Origin of the sequence: Coleofasciculus sp. D1-CHI-01, from assembly GCF_040218875.1 — a bacterium.
Classification (GTDB): domain Bacteria; phylum Cyanobacteriota; class Cyanobacteriia; order Cyanobacteriales; family Coleofasciculaceae; genus Coleofasciculus.
The window spans coordinates 1-20,139 of record NZ_JAVJQP010000131.1 but is presented as its reverse complement, the minus strand read 5'-3'; the positions used below and the strand labels follow the sequence as shown (position 1 = coordinate 20,139).

Here is a 20,139-nt window from a genome sequence, read left to right as displayed (position 1 = left end):
AGTTATGTTAAGTGATCCTCGGCTGTTAGTGCTGCTAGTCGCCGGCTCTCTCACCACCATGGCGGGGGGAGTGGTGGCGCCAATTTTGCCAGAGATGATCCAGCAACTTAACCTTGATCCGGCATTAGCAGGAAATTTGGTCAGCCTGCATTGTCTAACCATTGCCCTATTTAGTCCGCCATTAGGAATCGTGGCAGATCGGATCGGTCACTTGCGGGTGCTGATTCCGTCATTAATTCTCTACGGCTTATTTGGCACAGCCGGTGCCTTCATGCACTCACTAATGCCGTTGTTAGTCGTGCGAGGACTATTAGGTGCCGCCAGTGGCGGAATTGCGGCGGCGAGTTTGGGCATCTTGGGGAATATGTATGAAGGCGAAGCGCGATCGCAGGCGTTGGGATATGCAACAAGTACCTTAACTATTATGGGCATTGCTTTCCCCCTACTTGGGGGTTGGGTGGGTTCATTTCACTGGCAATGGGCATTTGGTCTGTATGGGATAGGACTACCTATGGCAATCTTAGCCGCACGGTTCTTACCGGAAAAATCCTCCCCAAAAACCAAGGCAGACGCTAAAGATGCTGGAAGTAAACTGCGCCAGGTTTTAGGACGCCCCTACACCCTACGCCTCTTATGCACACTCAGTTTGGTATCCATTGCGATGTATGCGGTGGTCATTTATGCCCCGCAATATCTCAAACAAACCATTGACGCCACAAGCGTGGTTAATGGAATTGTTTTAGCATCACGAGCAATAGGCGCAGCTATTATATCAGCATTTGGCACGAAAAAACTGGCACAGCGCTGGGGACGACCTAAGACTGTTGCGATCGGGTTAGGTCTGATGGCGTTAACTTTAAGTACGATTCCCATACTGCACCAACTGGGTTGGATTTTAGTGACGGCTGTCTTCTTTGGTATGGGATTTGGTTTGGTACTCCCCACCCTTTACGGCACTCTGGCGAATCTAGCCCCCCCAGACCTGAAATCCAGTGTACTAGCGGCTGGGACAGGCGCGGGGTTTTTGGGACAGTTTATATCTCCTATCCTCTTAGGACCCGTGTTAGCGTTCTGCGGTTTAGAGTGGGTGTTCTATGCGGCGGCGATTGTGGCACTATTGGCAGGAGTTTTGCTATTTGCTCATCAGCAATAAGTTATTGGTCATTTGTCATTGGTCATTTGTCATTGGTCATTCGTCTTATGTACAGTCGGGGCGGGTTTAGTTACATCTGGGTGTAACCAAAAAGATAGTAGTGAAACCCGCCCCTACACAATTTCCCCATCTGACACACCGAGCGTGTTACTGAGCGAAGTCGAAGTAAATCGAGGTAAGCGATGCCCTGAGCCTGTCGAAGGGTCGAGGTGTTACTCTGCTCCTGATAACTCCCCCATCTCCCTCATCTCCCCCTACCCCAACCTGATCGGTTGCGATCGCGTGCAGCTTTAATCCTTCTTTAAACTTCCTGCTAATTATTAAAGATTTGACTAATTTGTAATTTAATCCCTATCCCATTGATTAAGAATTGGCTACTATAACATAAACACAGTAATTGATCGGCTTTGGTAGGACAGAAAACACAAAAATTTAATTTCGATAGAGTTAATGATTCTTTGTATTCTGTTCGTCTCAACCAAGAGAATTACTGGTACTACCCTTGGGATGTCTCTGCTATCTTAACCGCTGCCTTATCTTGACCCCACAGGAGGAATTAACCAAGATGGGGTATCAAGTTGACCAGGACTTGCCCTTAAAGGTGTATCGTGCATCAATCCCAATTTCCTGTTCTCAGAACCCTAAACTATTCTTTTCAATGGATTGAAAGATATACCTAAAATGATGTTCATTGATGTTGTTTCTAATCCTACTGCCGATATTGAGTTTAATTCCCTTCAAAGGGATAACCAGGTTATCAATAATGTTGGTCGCTTCTTTCTGGGTAAACGACTTTGTAAGAGAAAAGCAAGGACTATTCAGAGCCAATCTCATCAGAGTTCAATTTTCCAGAATCTTGAAGTCAACGAGACGATTCACTCCCTGAATCAGCAAGGCATCTACCAAAACCTTAACCTGCCTGAACCCATCATCAAAGAAATCCACGACTTGGCACTAGCAACGCCTTGCCATGACCCCAATAATACCCAATTCAGTTTTCATGTATCCGAAAAAGAGCAAGTCATGATGGAAACTGGGAAACCCTTAGATCGGGGAATTTACACGAACTCCACATTGTCATGTTCAACAATTAAGCAACTAGAAACTGATCCAATATTATTAGCGATTGCCGCCAAACACCTCAATGCTGAACCGATACACCAAGACACTCAGCTTTGGTGGAGTTTTGCTGTAGAGTCAACTCTGTATGAGCGACGCCAAGAATCTCAGAGATTCTTTCGCGATATAAAAAACCCACGGAGTTTGACCTTTTACTTTTACCTAACCGATGTAGATTTGTGCAGTAATCCTCACGTTTGTGTGTTGGGAAGTCACCGAAGAAAAAAACTGACTTCTCGGTTTTTACGGCAAGACCATTCAATCCGAGAAATCAGTCAACATTATGGCTATGCCAATATAACCTCTATTTGCGGTAAAGCGGGTTTGGGATTTGTGCAAGATGCCCGTTGCTTTCACAAAAAAAACTCTCCCAGCAGTAGCGATCGCTTAACCTTAGAACTCAAATTTACCGCCAAGCCTCGTTCGATTTAAGTTTCGAGCTTTTCCGAAAGTCGGGGCGATTCCTGACTCAATTCACCAGACATTAACTCTCGAAACTGATGTAAAACCCGATCCAAACCCACAGAACGTGAGGCTTTGAACAGTAAGCGATCGCCTGGTTGCACAAATTCGGTTAAATGCTGCACCAAGGCGTCATCCTGGGCAAAACCTTTGCTGGGTAACGTGGAGAGTCCCCTAGTAATGGCGTCGGCTTCTCTATCCTTAAGAGTAATCAATACGGCATCTAATTGAAGTTGCTGGGCTTTCTGTCCAACTTGCTGGTGCAGTTGTTCCGAATGGTCTCCTAATTCCTTCATTGAACCTAAAATAGCAATGTGTCGCTTACCCGGCGTCTGGGCGAGGAGGTGTAACGCCGCGATCATGGCTTCAAATCCAGCATTATAGGTTTCATCGAGAATCACGATATCATTAGGTAACTCATAGCGTTGCGATCGCCCCCCAGACATCTGAACCGATAATCCTCTCCTCAAGGGTGTCCAATCAATCTGGAGATGTTTCGCTACGGCTAGGGCGGCTAAATAGTTGAGGGCATTATGTTCCCCCGGTAAGGGTAATGGAAACGTCATACCGTTTACCGCTAGCCTAAACAGGTCAATGAGTGTCCCCTGGACATCACCACCATTTAAGCCAAACGTCAACGTTTCCTCTTGCCAAACCGTAGCCGCCGTATCCATTAAGCGTTGGTTATCATGATTGAGAATCGCCAAGCTTGTGTCCGGCATCTGCGCCAATAACTCACACTTCGCTTTAGCGATCGCATCCTCCGATCCTAAAAGTCCAATATGCGCCGTTCCCACATTCGTAATCACGCCAATCGTCGGACGGGCAATTTGGGTCAATAGGGCAATTTGCCCAGAACCCCGCATCGCCATTTCAATCACCGCGTAATCATGGTTTGAGTCTAATTCCAGCAATGTTTTCGGCACACCAATTTCATTATTGTAATTTGCCTGGGTTTTCAGGACATTGCCTTGAGTAGACAAAACCGCCGCGATTAATTCCTTCGTCGTCGTTTTTCCAGCAGAACCCGTAACCGCAATCACCGGAATATCAAACTGATCGCGCCACCATCGAGCAAGTTGCTGATATGCCTGTAGAGTATCATCGACTTGAAGCTGGGGTATATCCTGAAGATGGCGACCTTGGTCACGGTTGGTAATCACCGCGATCGCCCCTTTCTTAATCGCTACCTCAGCGTAGTCATGTCCATCAAAGGTTTCCCCCCGCAGTGCCAAAAAGATTTGACCGGGTTCCAGGTTACGGGTATCGGTAGTTATACCACAGACCCCATTAACCGTCATCGGCACAGACAAATTAACCGGAGTAGCCGCGAGGACTTCGATGAATTGGGTTAACGAAAGCTGACAAGGCATAATTCCAGGGTGGTGAATACGTTTTAGCCAGTAGCGGTAGTGGGAGTAGGAGATCCACACTCATCCTCTACGCCATTTCCGACTGTTGCAACAAGTTGGGGATCTAAATCGCGTTTTATTCTATATTCACCGAATCTTCACACTTTTGCGGCATAATTTTACAGTATGATCCATACTTAGTTTAGTATGCTTGTATATAGAGATAATATAGTTTATTAGATTTAAGCAACTCTTGACCAAGCTCGTTTAGGCAGGGTAATTCATAAAATGGATCAGGGTTTTCGGTTGTTGAGATACAGGGCAAGTCAAATTTGAGCTTAGATCTGCCAAATTCCATTCAAATCAACCAGCCCACGGCGTTTGCGCGTAGGGGGGTCAACTGAAGTGAATACTAGTAATTGGACAGACTCTGACATCAGACAAACTAGCTCACAAGAGCAGCAACTGTACGACCATCTCCTGTATTGCGTACAGGTAGAATCGCCGACGCAGACGATTGAACGCTTCAAACAGCTATTCATGGACGGCTCTCGATATCCAGAGCCAGACATCTGGATGGTCTTAGAAAAGCTGGCAATGGATAAGCAGGCGGAGCAAGAGTTCAAGTTTATCCTGAATCGTTGCTGTCACATTCTGATTAATAGCTGGCAAATACAACCGCAACACCAAAGCGCCATCCCTGAATTGGTCGCATTACTGGATAATATTCCACCCGCAACCGGGGTTTACTCTCGCGGTTCTAGGCGTCTGCGACATCTGCTACAGCTTTTCAAAGAAACCGACCAATATCTTACCCTACATCGCTTATCTCAGGTGGTCGGTGAAACATCCACCAGTTCTAAAGAAGTCGGACCTCTAATTCAGCGATACCCCTATCTGTACGAACACTGTTTGCTGAGTGAAGACAGCAGTTATGAACATCAACAAACCGTCCGGCAAATTCAATCCCGGCTTCAGCGGCGCTTTGAGCTAGATTTGTCACAGTACGTTACTTATCAGGTGCGATGCGCTCAAATGAAACGTCGGGACTCGAAAGAAACCTCAACCAAAATTATCCAACCTGTCAAAAATCCCACCCTTTTAACGGATCATGAGTTGGGAACTGCCCTGAAACAGTTTGTTGGCAAAGTCCAAGGTTCTCATACTTGCCGGGATTTGGCTCAAAGTTTTCTAACTCATAGCAGCCATACTCCTTGCTACAAAGACTTTAAGGACGATTTGTATGAGTATCTGACAGCTTCCATTAATCCAGCCTACGGAAAACGGCAGTTTAATAGTCGGTTGCATGAGCATCTGAAAAATACCTTACCTCAAAGTGATAATCAGAAGCCCAGCGAATTTCTGATTTTGCGAACCTGTAGCCAGTTATTAAATTTTCTGGTTGTTGAGAGTTCTCAGCGCCCTAAACATTTTGTGTTTGTCGATCTGATCACGAATTTAGGCGGAACGGTTACGACAATGTTGCTACTCAAGATTGTACTGCTGTGTCGTAAAGTTAAACCCTATTTGGAAAAACGATTTTCCATTTTGTTTAATCATTACGAGTCTTCCACGAGAGACGGTGTACCCTGGTTAATTAAGTCTCTGGAAAACTTGAATGTGGCTTTTAGTATTCATTTTGGTAGAGCTGACCTTTCCTGTCTGAGTCAAATTATGTAAATTGGTCATTAGTCATTGGTCATTCGTCATACTCGCTCCCTTGAGAAGCCAGCTAAGTCATTCGTTATTCGTTAATTCAAAATTCAAAACCAGGTTCCCTTGAGCGAAGCGAAGGGTTAAGTTGGGCGGGTTTAGTCACATCTGGGTGCAAAGGAAACGATAGTAGTGAAACCCGCCCCTACACACTCAACACTCAATTATCCGGCTATTGTAAAGGCTCATTGCCTTTTCGACTCCTTCCTTTAGCGAGAGTTCTATGGCGTCAACGGCGAGTGGAATGACTTCGGCAATGATCTTAGATTCTTCCGGAGAGAATTTGCCTAAAACGTGACCGACGGTGTTCTTTTCTGGGTCAGACTTGCCAATTCCAATGCGTAGGCGGGGGAAATTTTGTGTTCCCAGATGAGCGATCGCGGATTTCATGCCGTTGTGTCCTCCCGCAGAACCTGACAGGCGTAGACGTAGCCGCCCCACGGGTAAATCAAGCTCATCATAGACAATTAAAACGGATTCTGGGGGCATTTTATACCAATCTATCGCGGCACGAATCGCTTGCCCAGAACGATTCATGTAGGTTAGGGGTTTGAGTAAACGTAGTTTGTCACCCGTTAAGCCACGTCCTTCTGCCAACAACGCTTGGAAGCGACGATTTTCGCTCCAAGAGATTTGCACCCGACGGGCTAGCTCATCGACGACTTCAAAACCAATGTTATGACGGGTTTTGTCATATTTGGGTTCGGGATTACCCAAACCTACAATTAGTTGAGGAATCACTAAACTGTCATTCGTCATTTGTCATTTGTTAGGGAACAGGGAACAGGGAACAGGGAACAGCTTATAATCTTATGTCATTGGTGAGTAGGGGAATTCTCCCTTGTCCTCCCCAGCTCCCAGACGTGCCATGGCACGTCTCTACACTGCTCCCCCAGCTCCCCTGCTCTCCATCTCACTACTTCACTCAGGCAGGAGGAGACTGAAATAGGGATTCTAGGTAGACACGAGCGCAAGCCCGATAGGTCTGGGAGGCTTCGGGTGTCTTACCACTCCCATTTTGGAGCAAAAACAGCGATAGCGCTGCGGCAAAAACCCGATCTTGATCCCAAGTGGGATGGGTTTCTAAGTAGCGCTTGAGGGACTCGTGTAGGTCTTCAGGGATTTCTGCCAAAATGCTGACGGTTGCGTTCATAATTACCTCTCTATCGAATAGCGTGTTGGGACAAAAGCCACCTTGCTCGCTCTCTACATGTCTGTGGAAATCGGCTACTGTAGCTAAAACCTAGCGGCAAATAGACTTAGACACAGCACCCACTGCTCTTGTTGCTTTGAGATGTCTCAAGTTTTTTTATGGGTAGGTCGCACTATTCTCAACTGAGATGGGGTGGGGTTGTCAATGATACGAAATATTACAAGGTCACTCAAATCGCCAAAATGCTAACGATAGAATCAGCCTTTGAACCCGATTTTCGTTACACAAGTTTACACAAATTCAGTCTAGTATCACCTCCATATCCTTGATGGGGAAAATCCCCAACATGAGGGGATAGGCTCGATCCCGCCGTTCATCCCTGTGGAAAACCTGATGTAATTTGTGGAAAACTTGGAAATTTCATGTGGAAACACTGGGGAATCTAGTGGGGAAAACTAGGTGAAAAGATAAGAATTGCAAATTGTTTGATCGGGGACGGATCAATACACGGATCAATACTACTCAGATCAGCTTTAGGGCGTCGATCCAGTCCCCACCCACAGCATCATTTGGTAGAGACGCGCCATGGCGCGTCTCTACTTGCGGCTGGCTGCACAACTCCCAAACCCTTAGCTATCAAGATTTTGAGTGGCATTGATATTTGCTCCTGTTCAAGGAAAAAGGGTTAAACCCTTTGAAACCCTTGCACCGCTATCAGGGAAAATGTACTATGGCTCCCCCAGCTTCCCCAGCTCCCCCAGCTCCCCCAGCTCCCCCAGCTCCCCCAGCTCCCCCCGCTCCCCCCGCTCCCCCAGCTCCCCCAGCTCCCCCAGCTTCCCCAGCTCCCCCTGCTTCCCCGCACCTCTCTGGAATTTCCAGGGGTCAAGCCACAGAGTCAATGTTGAGGGAATGACCCAAAACCCGAAAAACTTGGCGTTGCTCAAATAACTCCACTAAGTCGCCGTTAATTTTATTTTTGGTGGCTTCTTGGCGAAGGATTTTCAGTGCTGTTTCCAGGGGTAGCCGCCGCTTGTAGGGACGATCGCTGGCGGTGAGAGCGTCATAGATATCGGCAACGGTGAGCATTTGGGTTTGGATGGGAATTTCATCTTGCTTTAAGCCTCTGGGGTAGCCACTGCCATCTAGTTTCTCGTGATGCCCAAACGCGATTATTGGAACATTTTTGAGGTGCTTTGTCCAGGGAATGCGTTGGAGAAAATGGTACGTGTGGGTAACATGCGATTCAATGCCCAGACGCTCTTCAGGGGTTAAATTTCCTTTTGGCACAAGCAATTGAACCATCTCTGCCTTGGTAATCAGGGGTTTGAGTTGACCATCTACATCTCGATAGGTGTATTGGGACAGGGCGGTCAGTTGAGTTAATGTTTCCTCTGTAAATGCCTGAAAATCGCGAGTCAGCAGTACTTCTGGCTCATTGAGTTGTTGCACAAATTCCCGATAATGCTTGATTGTTTGAATGGCTTGAGCCAGTTGGGTATCAAGCTGTTCCAGTTTTTGGCAGTGAGAACAGCTCGAAGTTGAGGTGTTATTGTCATGGCGATGGTCAGGATGTTCGAGTAAATACTTGAACTTGTTGTGAGCGCATTCCATTTCTAGAGTGCGCTGCGCTAGGGCAAAGCGATGGAGAATCACCTCTAGCTGTGAGGGATAGAGTTTCTTGCGCTTGCCCAAAATGGCTTCTGGGACACCCACTTTGCCAAAGTCATGTAATAATGCCGCATAGCGAAGTTCTCGGATTTGGCGATCGTTCAAATACACGGAACTCAGAGAACCCTTGGTGATTGCCGATGTTTCTTCACAGAGTCGCACAGTGAGTTCTGCCACCCGTTCCGAGTGACCAGAGGTTGTCGGGTCGCGTGTCTCAATAATTTGCACAGAGGCTCTGACAAAGCCCTCAAACAGATTTTCGATGCTTTCTTGGAGATGATGACGTTCAATGGAAATCGCCGCCTGAGACGCCAGCGATCGCACAATCCGCTCTTCCCATTCTGAATAGGGCTGGGTCACGTCCACAGCGTTTTTGGGTGTGAGCGTGACATCAGGGCGGCGCTTGCGATTAATCAGTTGTAATACGCCAATAATTTCCCCGTCAGGTTTTTGCATCGGCAAAACTAATACCGAACAAGTCCGATAGGGCATATTCGTGTCAAAACTGCGGTCAAGGGCGTAAGGCACATTGGCGGGCAATTTATAGGCATCTGCCAACTTTAAATTTTCACCCGTTAGCGCGACGTACCCCGCCAAACTTTTACGGTTGAGAGGCATTACGAACTCATTGAATGGCTTGTTGGGTAGCGAGTCATTCTGAGCCACCTTAAATAACAATTTCGGCTCCGCCTGAGTGTGATCGATCAGATACAGACTACCTGCATCACTAAACGTAATTTCTCTGCTTTTGGATAAAATTAGTCGGAGTAATTCCTCCAAATCATTACTACTTGAAAGGGCTGTACCAATTGCCAGTAACTGCTCTATCAGTTCTACCCTTTCAGAGGATTCTTGTAAAAACTCTTGATTCTCAAGGTTTGAGATATGGATTGGCGCTACTTTCATAAGTTTTTCCACAGATATAAAGGATCACATTTTAAGGACTTTTCGGGATTTCAATTCTTTGACACGCAAAGCATTGGATCACTCCTTTGATAGGGATAGATTCTTCTCTATTCAAATATTAAATTGAATGAAAGTATCAAAGATCTAGTATACCCACTAAATTTACCAAAGGAATCCGCCAAATATTGTATTTTTTTGATAAAGCGCCGCTTTGTTTTTCTCTGAATAAAGAAAAATTTACCTTGTTTCTGTATAGTGTCATTGGAGAATGGCATTATTTTTTAGGCGTATTTTAAATTAATTGATAAAAGATTTTGTCAAGTTAAATCTGATTCTATTTTTAATTCTTTAGGCAACGATTAAACCTCAAATAATTAACCAGACAATAAACATAATGGATAAATATTATTATCTATTAAATGCTTATGTCGCTAACCTCCATAGCTAGGCTATGGGCGGGGTAGTTGATGGCTCCGCATACTCAGTCATCGGCATCAATAAAATGCCGATTAATACCCTTATTCAATGGTTCTGGCAAAAACTCCGGACATTTAGGCAAAATTGTTAACCACCCTTGAGATTAAGTCCGGTTGAATACTTACACTTTGGTGGAAACAAGGCAGAAGGCAGAAGGAAATAATTACTGTTTAGGCGGACATGATATGGACAATCAACCCAAAATAAAATCCCCTGGTCAGTGGTTAAACTGCCAGGGGTATCAAACTCCCAATGTATTTTTCGGTCTCAATCTAGAGCCTACTGGTTTCACCGACTAAATGAGATCCGTAAATTCTGGGATCTTTGTCCAAGTCCAGTTTGATAATTCCTTAATTTCCCGGATTCTGTTGGTTTCCCAAAATCGTTATCGTATAAAGGCAACGAAAAAATGCAAGCTCTCAGTTGTAGATGGCAATCCCTGGTGGTATTCTCCGACTGCCAGGGGTTTTCTTTATCGCTTCCGCCTAAAGGTTATGACGTTCTTGATGGCTTAAATGAACACGTATAGCGCTACGCGCTAGGCAATAGGCAATAGGCAATGGGCAATAGTATTGTTCTCCCCCTGCTCCCCCCGCTCCCCCCGCTCCCCCTGCTTCCCCTGCTCCCCCTGCTCCCCCTGCTCCCCCCGCTCCCCCTGCTTCCCCTGCTTCCCCTGCTCCCCCCGCTCCCCCTGCTCCCCCCGCTCCCCCCGCTCCCCCTGCTTCCCCTGCTCCCCCTGCTCCCCCTGCTCCCCCCGCTCCCCCTGCTTCCCCTGCTCCCCCTGCTCCCCCTGCTTCCCCCGCTTCCCCCGATCCCCCTGCTTCTCTTAACCAATATTTCTACCCTCTGCCCTACAGCCTTCTATTTCAGCATTGCGGTTAAACCTTACGTTTAGTCCGTTGACGGTGTGCCGCTTGGCGTAGTTTAAGGCGGTAAGGATCAGCATCTTTGCGCCAGATGACACGATGTCCTTGGAGTTGGGCGCAATGGTCAATTAGGCATTGTTGCCAGCCTTGGCGCGTACCGATAGTTTGGGTATTATCCAGCAGTCCCCAGTCTTCTTCCTGACGAGTGAGTTTGGCAAATTTTTCGTACAGGGGATAATCTGGAGTGACGAAGGTTTCTTTACGGTGTAAGACAGGGGGATTTCTGGAGGCATCGTAATGGCGATAGGTAACCTGTAAATCCTGCAAGTCAATGTTCATGCTTGTGTGTAGTTCTGGATGGGGTTCAGTGTCGAAATTGGGATAGAACAGGTAGGATATTTTAGGTTGATTAATATGAAACTTGACTAAGGTTGCCCCTTCTAAGCGACCAACAGTCCGGCTGGCGCATCCTTCGTAGAGTCGGAGTGGCGCTTCGAGGGCTTCGAGTGCCGAAACGTGGACGTAGAGGGCGCTGGGGAGAAGTTTTCCCACTGGAGAGCGCTTGCAGCAATTGGCAATTAAGCCGGGATTGCCCACACTCAAGAGGATTAAGTCAGCCGCAGCACAGGCTTGTTGATAGTTACCAAAGAAGGCTCTAATATCATTTTGGACTAAGGGATCTAATTGACCAAACTTAGGGCGACCATTGAATTTAGCCAAGGCGAGATAGACGAGGAAATCATGGCGACGTTTATCTGCGATCGCATCCCATTCGTTTTGCTCAGTCACTTGTAAAATAACCTTAAACGCACGGCGTAGGGTGCCGAATTCTTCCAGAATTTCTTCGGTATTGGCGATTTCCAGGGGACTGGGAAGGCGTCCCCGTTCGGTGACAAATGCCATCAGAGGGGCAAGCATATCTTTATAGCTCTCGAACCGCTTCACGCTAATGCGGATTCTGGGGGTAATGGTACGAGAACGGAAGCGGGATGCCCGGAAGCTTTCGGCTTGAGTGGAATCTCGGAATATAAAATAGATGCCCAAGTCAACGGGAATAGCATCAACCCCTAATACTTGGTCAATGTAGGCTTTGAGTTCTTCTTGTTCGTAGTATTTCTGAAACGTATTCCGGCGGGTGACAATACCATCACCATAAGCAATTTGTCCAGAACTACGGTCATCAATTAAAACTTGGGCAGAGACAATCAGCACCTTTTGGGTGAGTTCCCAGGCTTTTAGTAAGGCTTGGCGACGTTCTCCTGGCTTTTCAATCACGTTGATGACGTAGCCTAGGTTAACGATATCAGCGGGGACGAGGGAATTGCCGCCATGGTAGTAGGGGTCCCAACCAGCACAGGTATAATCTTGCTTACGCAGACGGTTGATGTCACTACCACGACCACAGCCGTAGTCAAAAAAGGAAGTATCTTTAGTCAGAATTGCACTTTCTAGGGCTAGTCGCACAGGTTTGGACAAGTTAGTGCGGACTATTGCAGCCCTGTGACGCTCGATTTCAGTACCGTCTGGGATAGGAGCAACCATAGCTGAGTCAGCGAGCTTTTTGATTAATATACTACAGAACGACCCAAAATAGGCGTTTGGTTAATGCCTGATAATCAACTAGCAATTACTGCCCAGGTGCTAAGTTATAATCCTGAAAATGACGAATGACAAATGCCACGCATCTTTGACAACATAGAACAATCGCTGTTACCGACGTTACGGGATACACTGGCAATTTCCCGACGGGCTGATTTTTGTGTCGGCTATTTTAATCTGAGAGGATGGCATAAAATTGATGATACGATTGAACAGTTTGGCGGTGGCGAAGGCGCTTGTTGTCGGCTGTTAATTGGGATGCAGCGCTTACCGAAAGATGATGTGCATTCGGCGTTGGCGTTGGGGTATGAAGATAGAGGAATTGATAATAGCACAATTATTCGCTACAAAAAACAAATTGCCCAAGACTTTTGTGAACAATTAACCTGGGGCGCACCCACGAATGAGGATGAAGCAGGTTTACGCCGATTGAGTCAGCAACTTAAAGCCCAGAAACTGATTGTTAAATTATTTCTGAGATATCCGCTTCATGCCAAATTGTATCTGATTCATCGCCAGGATATCAATAATCCCACGATTGGCTTTTTGGGTAGCAGTAACCTGACATTATCGGGGCTACAATACCAGGGCGAGTTAAATGTTGATATTTTAGATCATGATGCTTGTCAGAAGCTACAACTCTGGTTTGATCAGCGTTGGGATGACCGTTGGTGTATTGATATTTCCCAAGAATTAGTGGAAATTATTGATCAGAGTTGGGCAAGGGATACGTTAATTCCTCCTTACTATATTTATCTAAAAATTGCCTATCATTTATCGCAGGAAGCCCGGGCGGGGTTATCGGAATATCAGATTCCGCGCGAGTTTCGCCATCAGTTATTTGACTTTCAAAAAGCTGCTGTACAAATTGCTGCCCGTCATTTAAATCGTCGGGGTGGGGTATTGGTGGGAGATGTTGTCGGGTTGGGAAAAACCTTAATTGCTTCAGCGTTGGCGAAAATTTTGGAAGAGGATTTTTTCTTAGAAACTCTGATTATTTGTCCCAAAAACTTGGTGACAATGTGGCAAGACTATGTTCACCGCTACGGGTTACGGGCAAAAGTCCTGTCCTTAAGTCGGGTGCAGATAGAGTTACCGAATGAACGGCGTTATCGGGTGGTATTAATTGATGAGAGTCATAATTTGCGGAACCGAGAGGGGAAACGTTATCGGGCAATTCAGGAATATCTTGCCCTGAATGAAAGTCGTTGTATTCTGTTGACGGCGACGCCTTATAACAAAACCTATTTGGATTTATCCAATCAACTGCGTCTATTTGTTCCTGATGATCAAGATTTAGGGATTCGTCCCGAAAAACTGCTGAGTGAGTTAGGCGGAGAACTCGAATTTAGCCGCAAACATCAAGCTCCCGTGCGTTCATTGGCGGCGTTTGAAAAGAGTGAGTATCCGGATGATTGGCGAGAATTGATGCGGCTGTATATGGTGCGTCGAACTCGCAGTTTTATTCAGGATAATTATACGAAAGATGATAAACAAGGAGGAAAATATCTCAAGTTTCCCGATGGGAGACGGGCATATTTTCCCCGACGCCAACCCCAGACGATTACGTTTAGCTTGGGTTCAGAGAATGATCCTTATGCGGCGCTTTATTCAGAGGAAATGGTTAATCTGCTGAATTCCTTAAATTTGCCTCGATATGGATTGGGGAATTATGCGATATCAGAAAAGTCAGCTAAGGGGAAATCCTTAACCGCAGCAGAAGCGGTACAGCTAAAAGGGTTATCTCGCGCCGGGAAACGATTGATGGGATTTTGTCGCACCAACTTATTTAAACGCTTAGAAAGTGGTGGGGTAGCCTTCCTGCAATCCATTGACCGCCATATCTTACGCAATTATATTTTCTTGCACGCGATCGCACAAGGATTACCGTTACCGATTGGTTCCCAAGAGGCGGCGCTGCTGGATACTCGCACCAATGATGAGGATATGGATTCAGTGGCGGGAACGTTGCTGGATTTCGATGATGAGGAGGAAGAAGTCACGACAGAAGAATTATTATCTCAAACCGAGATAGACTATCGCCAACGGGCGGCGCTGATTTATCATGAGTATTCGACTCGGTATCAGCGGCGGTTTAAGTGGCTGCGTCCTCAATTATTTAAGGCGTCGCTGAAAAAAGATTTACTGGCTGATGCGAAAGCCTTAATCAGTCTCCTGAATCAATGTGGGGAATGGGATGCGAATCAAGATACTAAATTGGCGGCGTTAGTTCAGCTACTCGGTGAGGTTCATCCCCAAGAAAAGGTATTGATTTTTAGTCAGTTTGCGGACACGGTACATTATCTGACCAACCAACTCCAACAACGGGGAATTAATCAGGTTGCAGGGGTTACTGGAAATTCTGCTAATCCGGCTGAAATCGCGTGGCGGTTTAGTCCCGTGAGTAACGACAAATCCGTCTCCTCTGAGGAAGAATTACGGGTTTTAATTGCCACCGATGTCCTCAGTGAAGGGTTAAACATGCAAGACTGCGCCATTATTGTCAATTATGACTTACCTTGGGCAATTATTCGCCTAATTCAACGGGCGGGACGAGTAGACAGAATTGGGCAAAATGCGGCTAAGATTCTTTGCTATTCGTTTTTACCCGCAGCGGGAGTAGAACGGATTATTCGACTCCGAGAACGCTTGCGTCAACGACTGCAAGAAAATGCGGAAGTGGTGGGAACCGATGAGGCATTTTTTGAAGAGGATACCAATGAACAGACGCTATTAGATTTGTATCACGAAAAAGCGGGGATTCTGGATGGCGATGAGGATAACGAAGTCGATTTGACTTCGGAGGCGTATCAAATTTGGCAGAATGCGACCCAGAATAATCCCACGCTGAAAAAGAAAATCGAAACTTTGGCAAATGTTGTCTATTCCACCCGCAAGCATACACCTACCACCAGCCAACCGGAGGGGGTATTGCTATATATGAAAACGGGTGAAGGCAATGATGCGTTGGCTTGGATAGATAAGCAGGGTAAAAGTGTTACCCAGTCTCAGTTTGAGATTCTGAGAATGGCACGCTGCGAACCAGAAACTCAGGCAATTAACCGTTATCCTTCCCATCATGATTTAGTCCAAAAGGGGGCGGAGTTAATTGCAGAAGAGGAGAAAAGTACCGGGGGTCAATTGGGGCGTCCTTCGGGGGCAAGATTTCGGACTTATGCACGGCTGAAACGGTATGTTAACGAGATGCCTTTGTTAGCGACGCCAGATTTACATAAAGCAATTGACCAAATTTATCGTTATCCCTTGCGACAGTCAGCGGTTGACCGCTTGAATCGGTCGTTAAAAAGTGGAATGGATGACCAACAGTTTGCTGAGTTAGTTGTGGCGCTGTATTTAGATGACCGTTTTTGTTTTGTTCAGGAGGAAGGGAGAACTCAAGACCCGGAAATTATTTGTTCGTTAGGATTATTTCAAGGATAAGCTAGGTAATCACCATGACATCACTCACTATTCCAGAAACCCAATTAACCCTCGCCGATTTTTTGGCACAACCGGAAACCAAGCCAGCCAGGGAATATGTCAACGGTAAAATTCACCAAAAGCCCATGCCTCAAGGAGAACATAGTACATTACAATGCCGCTTATCTGGAGCAATCAACCAGGTAGGTATCCCTGATAAGTTAGCTCATGCTTTTACTGAGTTACGCTGTACCTTCGGTGGACGTTCTATTGTTCCCGATGTATCTGTTTTTGCCTGGGAGCGTATTCCGCGTAAAGCCAATAATCGGATTGAGAATAAATTTAAAATTGCCCCAGATTGGACAATTGAAATTCTCTCTCCTGGCCAATCCCCTAGTCGGGTGATTGATAATATCCTGTTCTGTTTAAATCATGGGACAAAGCTAGGATGGTTTATTGAACCGGATGATGAATCGGTTATGGTATTTCAACCGAATCAGTTACCTGTTGTTAAGTATAAGACAGATAGTTTACCCATTCTTGATAGTTTAGGCAATTGGCAGCTTACGGTAGCGGATGTGTTTAGTTGGTTGAATTTGGATTAAAATTGTGTAGGAGCGCACCGACGTGCGCCCGTGTCAACTTAAGGTAGAAAACCAATGCTGGCAAGGTTTTAAACCGTGTCTATCTACTCCTCAACATTTTCCCCCTCATCCCCTAACCCCTTCTCCCACCGTGGGGAGAAGGGGAACCAGACTCTCTTACTCCCCTCTCCCCGGCGTGGGGGAGGGGCTGGGGGTGAGGGGTTTAGCTTAAGTTGACACCAATGACCAACGTGCGCCCCTACAACTTACAAACCTGTATCTTTTTGTGAGAATATGGTTCAAACAATTCAAGCTAAAGATGTCACGCTAGGACAATTAGAAACTCACTTCCAGCTTCAGCGAGTTGAGGATGAACAGTTCTTCCCAGAATGGCATGGTGATTTACCCGAACTTACCGACTGGCAAAACCAACTCTTAGAACAAGTCCGTTCGGGCTATTTCAATTTACTCAAACAACCCCCTTTACTCGAAAAACCTATCAACCTCGCCGTTGTCTCCCCATTATTATTTATCGGACAATTTTATCTATCGCCTTGGAATTTAAGAGCCGAGAGTACTGTCCAAATCTTTGCTCAAGACGAAGAACGCGGAATTATTGTTAAAGGGAATCTTGACACCTTGATTCTCAAAGACAAACTTTGGGTGATGGTGATTGAATCCAAACAAGCTAATTTCTCTGTAGAGGCTGGATTAGCGCAAATTCTCGCCTATATGCTAGGGAACCCTAATTCAGCACAACCGAGTTTTGGGATGATTACGACTGGGGGAAGTTTTCTTTTCCTGAAAGTTGTCAAAGATACTACCCCTCTGTATGCTATGTCTGATTTGTTTGGAATTGGCAATCGCCAAAATGGTTTGGGTGATGTCCTCAGAATTTTAAAGAAACTGATTTATCTATCTAGTTCTGCTAATTTGGAATAGATAGTGGTACCTCGATAAGGGTTTAGGTGGGTGCCAGGGCGCACGTCGGTGCGCCCCTACGCCAAAATGTGTCACGTTAGTGGTTAGCGCTTTGGTGTTTAAGGCGCTAAAGCGCAACTACGAACCTAGGAGATATGAATTATGCCTCTCAATTTCAAACGCACCCGTGATTTACTCTATGATTTCCAGTTTCATCAGTTGTTTATTGAAGAGTTGGGCTGGTATCAACCCTCCACGAAGAAAGCGGTATCTTTGGAAGTTGAGGAGAAAAGGTATCAGTATTACCGGATTGCGGAAGCGTCTGGGGTGGTGGTGTTTGAAGTGATGGGAGAAGATGGTACGATTCCAGAGGCAAAACATCGGGCGGCGATTCATCAAGAGTTGACGGAGAAGATTGCGGAAAATTTGTTGATTTTTGTGGACAAAGAACGCAGCCGCAGTCTGTGGTATTGGGTGAAGCGGGAGGAGTCTAAGCGTTATGTGCGGGATCATTTATATGTGAAGGGTCAACCGGGGGATTTGTTTTTAAGTAAGTTGGGTGGGTTGGTGATTGATATTTCCCACCTGGAAGATGGTGAACCTTCGGTGGTTGAAGTCGCCCAACGGCTACAAGGTGCGTTTGATATTGAACGGGTGACGAAGAAGTTTTATCAGGCGTTTCAGGAACAACATCAGGAGTTCTTGGCGTTTATCCGAGGAATTGATAGGGAAGCTGACTGTCGCTGGTATACGTCAGTTCTTCTCAATCGCTTAATGTTTGTTTACTTCTTACAGAAGAAGGGGTTTATTGATGATGAAGATTTCGATTATCTGCAAAATAAGTTAGCCGAGAGTAAACAGCGGGGAGAAAACCGCTTTTTTCGAGAGTTTCTCCAGGCGCTATTTTTTGAAGGATTTGCTAAACCTGAATTTGAACGGGAACCGGAGGTGCAAGGGTTAATTGGGCGGGTAAACTATTTAAATGGGGGATTATTTCTTAAGCATCGGATTGAACAAGAGTATCCACATATTGATATCGCAGATGAGGCGTTTGAGCAGATTTTGGATTTGTTTTCTCGCTATTCCTGGAATCTGGATGATACACCAGGAGGTAAGGATGATGAGATTAATCCGGATGTGTTGGGGTATATCTTTGAGAAGTATATTAACCAAAAAGCGTTTGGTGCGTATTATACCCGCCCGGAGATTACCGAGTATTTATGCGATCGCACGATTAATAAGCTTATTTTAGATCGGGTGAATGCATCAATTCTAGGGGATTCTTCCCTATCTGTCTCTAAGGAGGGAGAAGGGTTTGCGGATATCAACGAATTGCTGATTAAGCTTGACTCCCCGTTGTGCGATCGCTTAATCCAGGATATCCTTCCTACTCTATCACTCCTTGACCCGGCTTGCGGTTCTGGAGCCTTCCTCGTCGCCGCGATGAAGACGCTTATCTCAGTCTACACGGCGGTTATCGGCACCATCAAGTTAAAAGGCGATCGGCGTTTAAAAGCGTGGTTAAATAAGATTGAGGCAAATCATCCCTCATTATCGTATTTTGTCAAGAAGCGGATTATTACTGATAACCTCTATGGCGTAGACATCATGGAGGAGGCGACGGAAATTGCTAAATTACGGTTATTTTTGGCGCTGGTTTCTTCCGCCCAGGAGGTTGAGGAGTTAGAACCTTTACCGAATATTGATTTTAACATCATGGTGGGGAATTCGTTAATCGGGTTGATTCGGGTGGATGAGGAAGGATTTGATACCGTTGGTGATTCCAAGTATAAACAGGGAAATTTACTGCAATCTCTAGCCGCCAGTAATTATCGGCAGATTTTGGACGAAAAGAACAAAGATATAGCGTTATACAAAAAACACGCTTTTCAGCCAGAAGATATTGAAGAAACCTCTCAGGATTCTCGCTTACAAATGCTGCGAGATGATATTGAGAATTTAAACCGCGATTCGTACAGGAAGTTAAATCAGTTATTGCTGGATGAGTTTAGTGCGAAGTTGAAGATTAAGTACGAACAGGCGCAGTTGAAAGGGAAAGCTAAGAAGCGGCTATTGACGATTGAGGATATTGAAGCGCTGAAACCGTTTCACTGGGGCTATCACTTTGACAAGATTATTGAAGACAGAGGCGGATTTGATGCGATTATTACTAATCCACCGTGGGAGATATTTAAGCCACAGGCTAAAGAGTTTTTCGCACAATACAGCGCTATTGTGACTAAAAACAAAATGGATATCAAAAAATTTGACAAAGAAAAGCAGAAATTACTAAAAAATCCAGAAATTGCCCAAGCTTGGTTGGAATATCAAAGCCAATATCCATACATGAGTGCATACTATCGCTCATCAGAGCAGTATAAGAATCAAGTGTCAGTTGTTAATGGAAGAAAAGCAGGAACAGATATTAATCTGTATAAGCTTTTTGTCGAACAGTGTTTTAATCTACTCAAGTCTTGTGGTGAGTGCGGAATTGTTATTCCTAGTGGCATTTATACAGATTTAGGTTCTAAACAACTTCGATATATGTTGTTTGAGCAAACTCAAATCACTGGGTTATTTTGTTTTGAAAATCGCAAGGAAATATGGCTCTCTTAGACTGGTTATGGCAAATTAGCAATTTAAATGAGCTTAAACCCTTAAGTAGCAAAGGCTCTAACAGAATCAAAAGCCTGTTTTATTAGAATTGCTTTTTTTAATCTCCATGATTCTTGCGTAGCAAGGATTA

Annotated in this window: 11 protein-coding genes and 1 pseudogene; 7 read left to right on the top strand and 5 right to left on the bottom strand. The window is 45.5% G+C overall.

Annotated features, from left to right (window positions below):
• The first annotated feature begins 4 nt into the window (after window positions 1–4).
• Together RIB93_RS23395 and RIB93_RS23390 are read left to right on the top strand one after the other, a co-directional pair.
• The gene (locus tag RIB93_RS23395; RefSeq protein ID WP_446376148.1) at window positions 5–1,153 is read left to right on the top strand and encodes an MFS transporter; all 1,149 of its coding nucleotides are present in this window, start codon (window positions 5–7) and stop codon (window positions 1,151–1,153) included.
• 681 nt (window positions 1,154–1,834) lie between these two features.
• Window positions 1,835–2,704: a hypothetical protein gene (locus RIB93_RS23390; protein ID WP_446376146.1), complete on the top strand. Its 870-nt coding sequence runs from the start codon at window positions 1,835–1,837 to the stop codon at window positions 2,702–2,704.
• Here the strand turns inward: RIB93_RS23390 and RIB93_RS23385 are convergent.
• Window positions 2,701–4,107 (bottom strand): UDP-N-acetylmuramoyl-tripeptide--D-alanyl-D-alanine ligase, encoded by a 1,407-nt coding sequence (locus RIB93_RS23385; protein ID WP_446376179.1) that lies wholly within the window; start codon window positions 4,105–4,107, stop codon window positions 2,701–2,703. The genes RIB93_RS23390 and RIB93_RS23385 overlap by 4 nt on opposite strands.
• Window positions 4,108–4,662: 555 nt before the next feature.
• Between RIB93_RS23385 and RIB93_RS23380 the strand changes: the two genes are divergently transcribed.
• The gene (locus RIB93_RS23380) at window positions 4,663–5,766 is read left to right on the top strand and encodes a hypothetical protein (RefSeq protein WP_446376177.1); all 1,104 of its coding nucleotides are present in this window, start codon (window positions 4,663–4,665) and stop codon (window positions 5,764–5,766) included.
• Window positions 5,767–5,952: 186 nt separating this feature from the next.
• Here RIB93_RS23380 and pth read toward each other — a convergent pair whose 3' ends face one another.
• From pth to RIB93_RS23360, 4 genes are all read right to left on the bottom strand, one after another.
• Entirely contained in the window at window positions 5,953–6,558 is a 606-nt protein-coding gene (pth, locus tag RIB93_RS23375; RefSeq protein ID WP_446376144.1) for an aminoacyl-tRNA hydrolase, read from the bottom strand.
• 166 nt (window positions 6,559–6,724) lie between these two features.
• Window positions 6,725–6,952, bottom strand: a complete 228-nt coding sequence (locus RIB93_RS23370; protein ID WP_446376142.1) for a DUF2811 domain-containing protein — start codon at window positions 6,950–6,952, stop codon at window positions 6,725–6,727.
• Between the two features lie 882 nt (window positions 6,953–7,834).
• The gene (locus RIB93_RS23365) at window positions 7,835–9,526 is read right to left on the bottom strand and encodes an HD domain-containing phosphohydrolase (RefSeq protein WP_446376140.1); all 1,692 of its coding nucleotides are present in this window, start codon (window positions 9,524–9,526) and stop codon (window positions 7,835–7,837) included.
• A 1,355-nt stretch (window positions 9,527–10,881) separates the two neighbouring features.
• Window positions 10,882–12,411, bottom strand: a complete 1,530-nt coding sequence (locus tag RIB93_RS23360; protein WP_446376138.1) for a DNA phosphorothioation-associated putative methyltransferase — start codon at window positions 12,409–12,411, stop codon at window positions 10,882–10,884.
• 132 nt (window positions 12,412–12,543) lie between these two features.
• Between RIB93_RS23360 and RIB93_RS23355 the strand changes: the two genes are divergently transcribed.
• From RIB93_RS23355 to RIB93_RS23340, 4 genes and pseudogenes are all read left to right on the top strand, one after another.
• Window positions 12,544–15,909 carry a helicase-related protein gene (locus RIB93_RS23355; RefSeq protein ID WP_446376136.1) on the top strand — a complete coding sequence of 1,122 codons (3,366 nt, stop codon included), beginning with the start codon at window positions 12,544–12,546 and terminating at the stop codon, window positions 15,907–15,909.
• Window positions 15,910–15,923: 14 nt separating this feature from the next.
• Window positions 15,924–16,493: a Uma2 family endonuclease gene (locus tag RIB93_RS23350; RefSeq protein WP_446376134.1), complete on the top strand. Its 570-nt coding sequence runs from the start codon at window positions 15,924–15,926 to the stop codon at window positions 16,491–16,493.
• Window positions 16,494–16,766: 273 nt separating this feature from the next.
• Window positions 16,767–17,414, top strand: a complete 648-nt coding sequence (locus RIB93_RS23345) for a restriction endonuclease subunit R (RefSeq protein WP_446376131.1) — start codon at window positions 16,767–16,769, stop codon at window positions 17,412–17,414.
• A 141-nt stretch (window positions 17,415–17,555) separates the two neighbouring features.
• Window positions 17,556–20,000, top strand: a pseudogene (locus RIB93_RS23340) (Eco57I restriction-modification methylase domain-containing protein); the annotation flags it as partial.
• Between the last annotated feature and the right edge of the window lie 139 nt (window positions 20,001–20,139).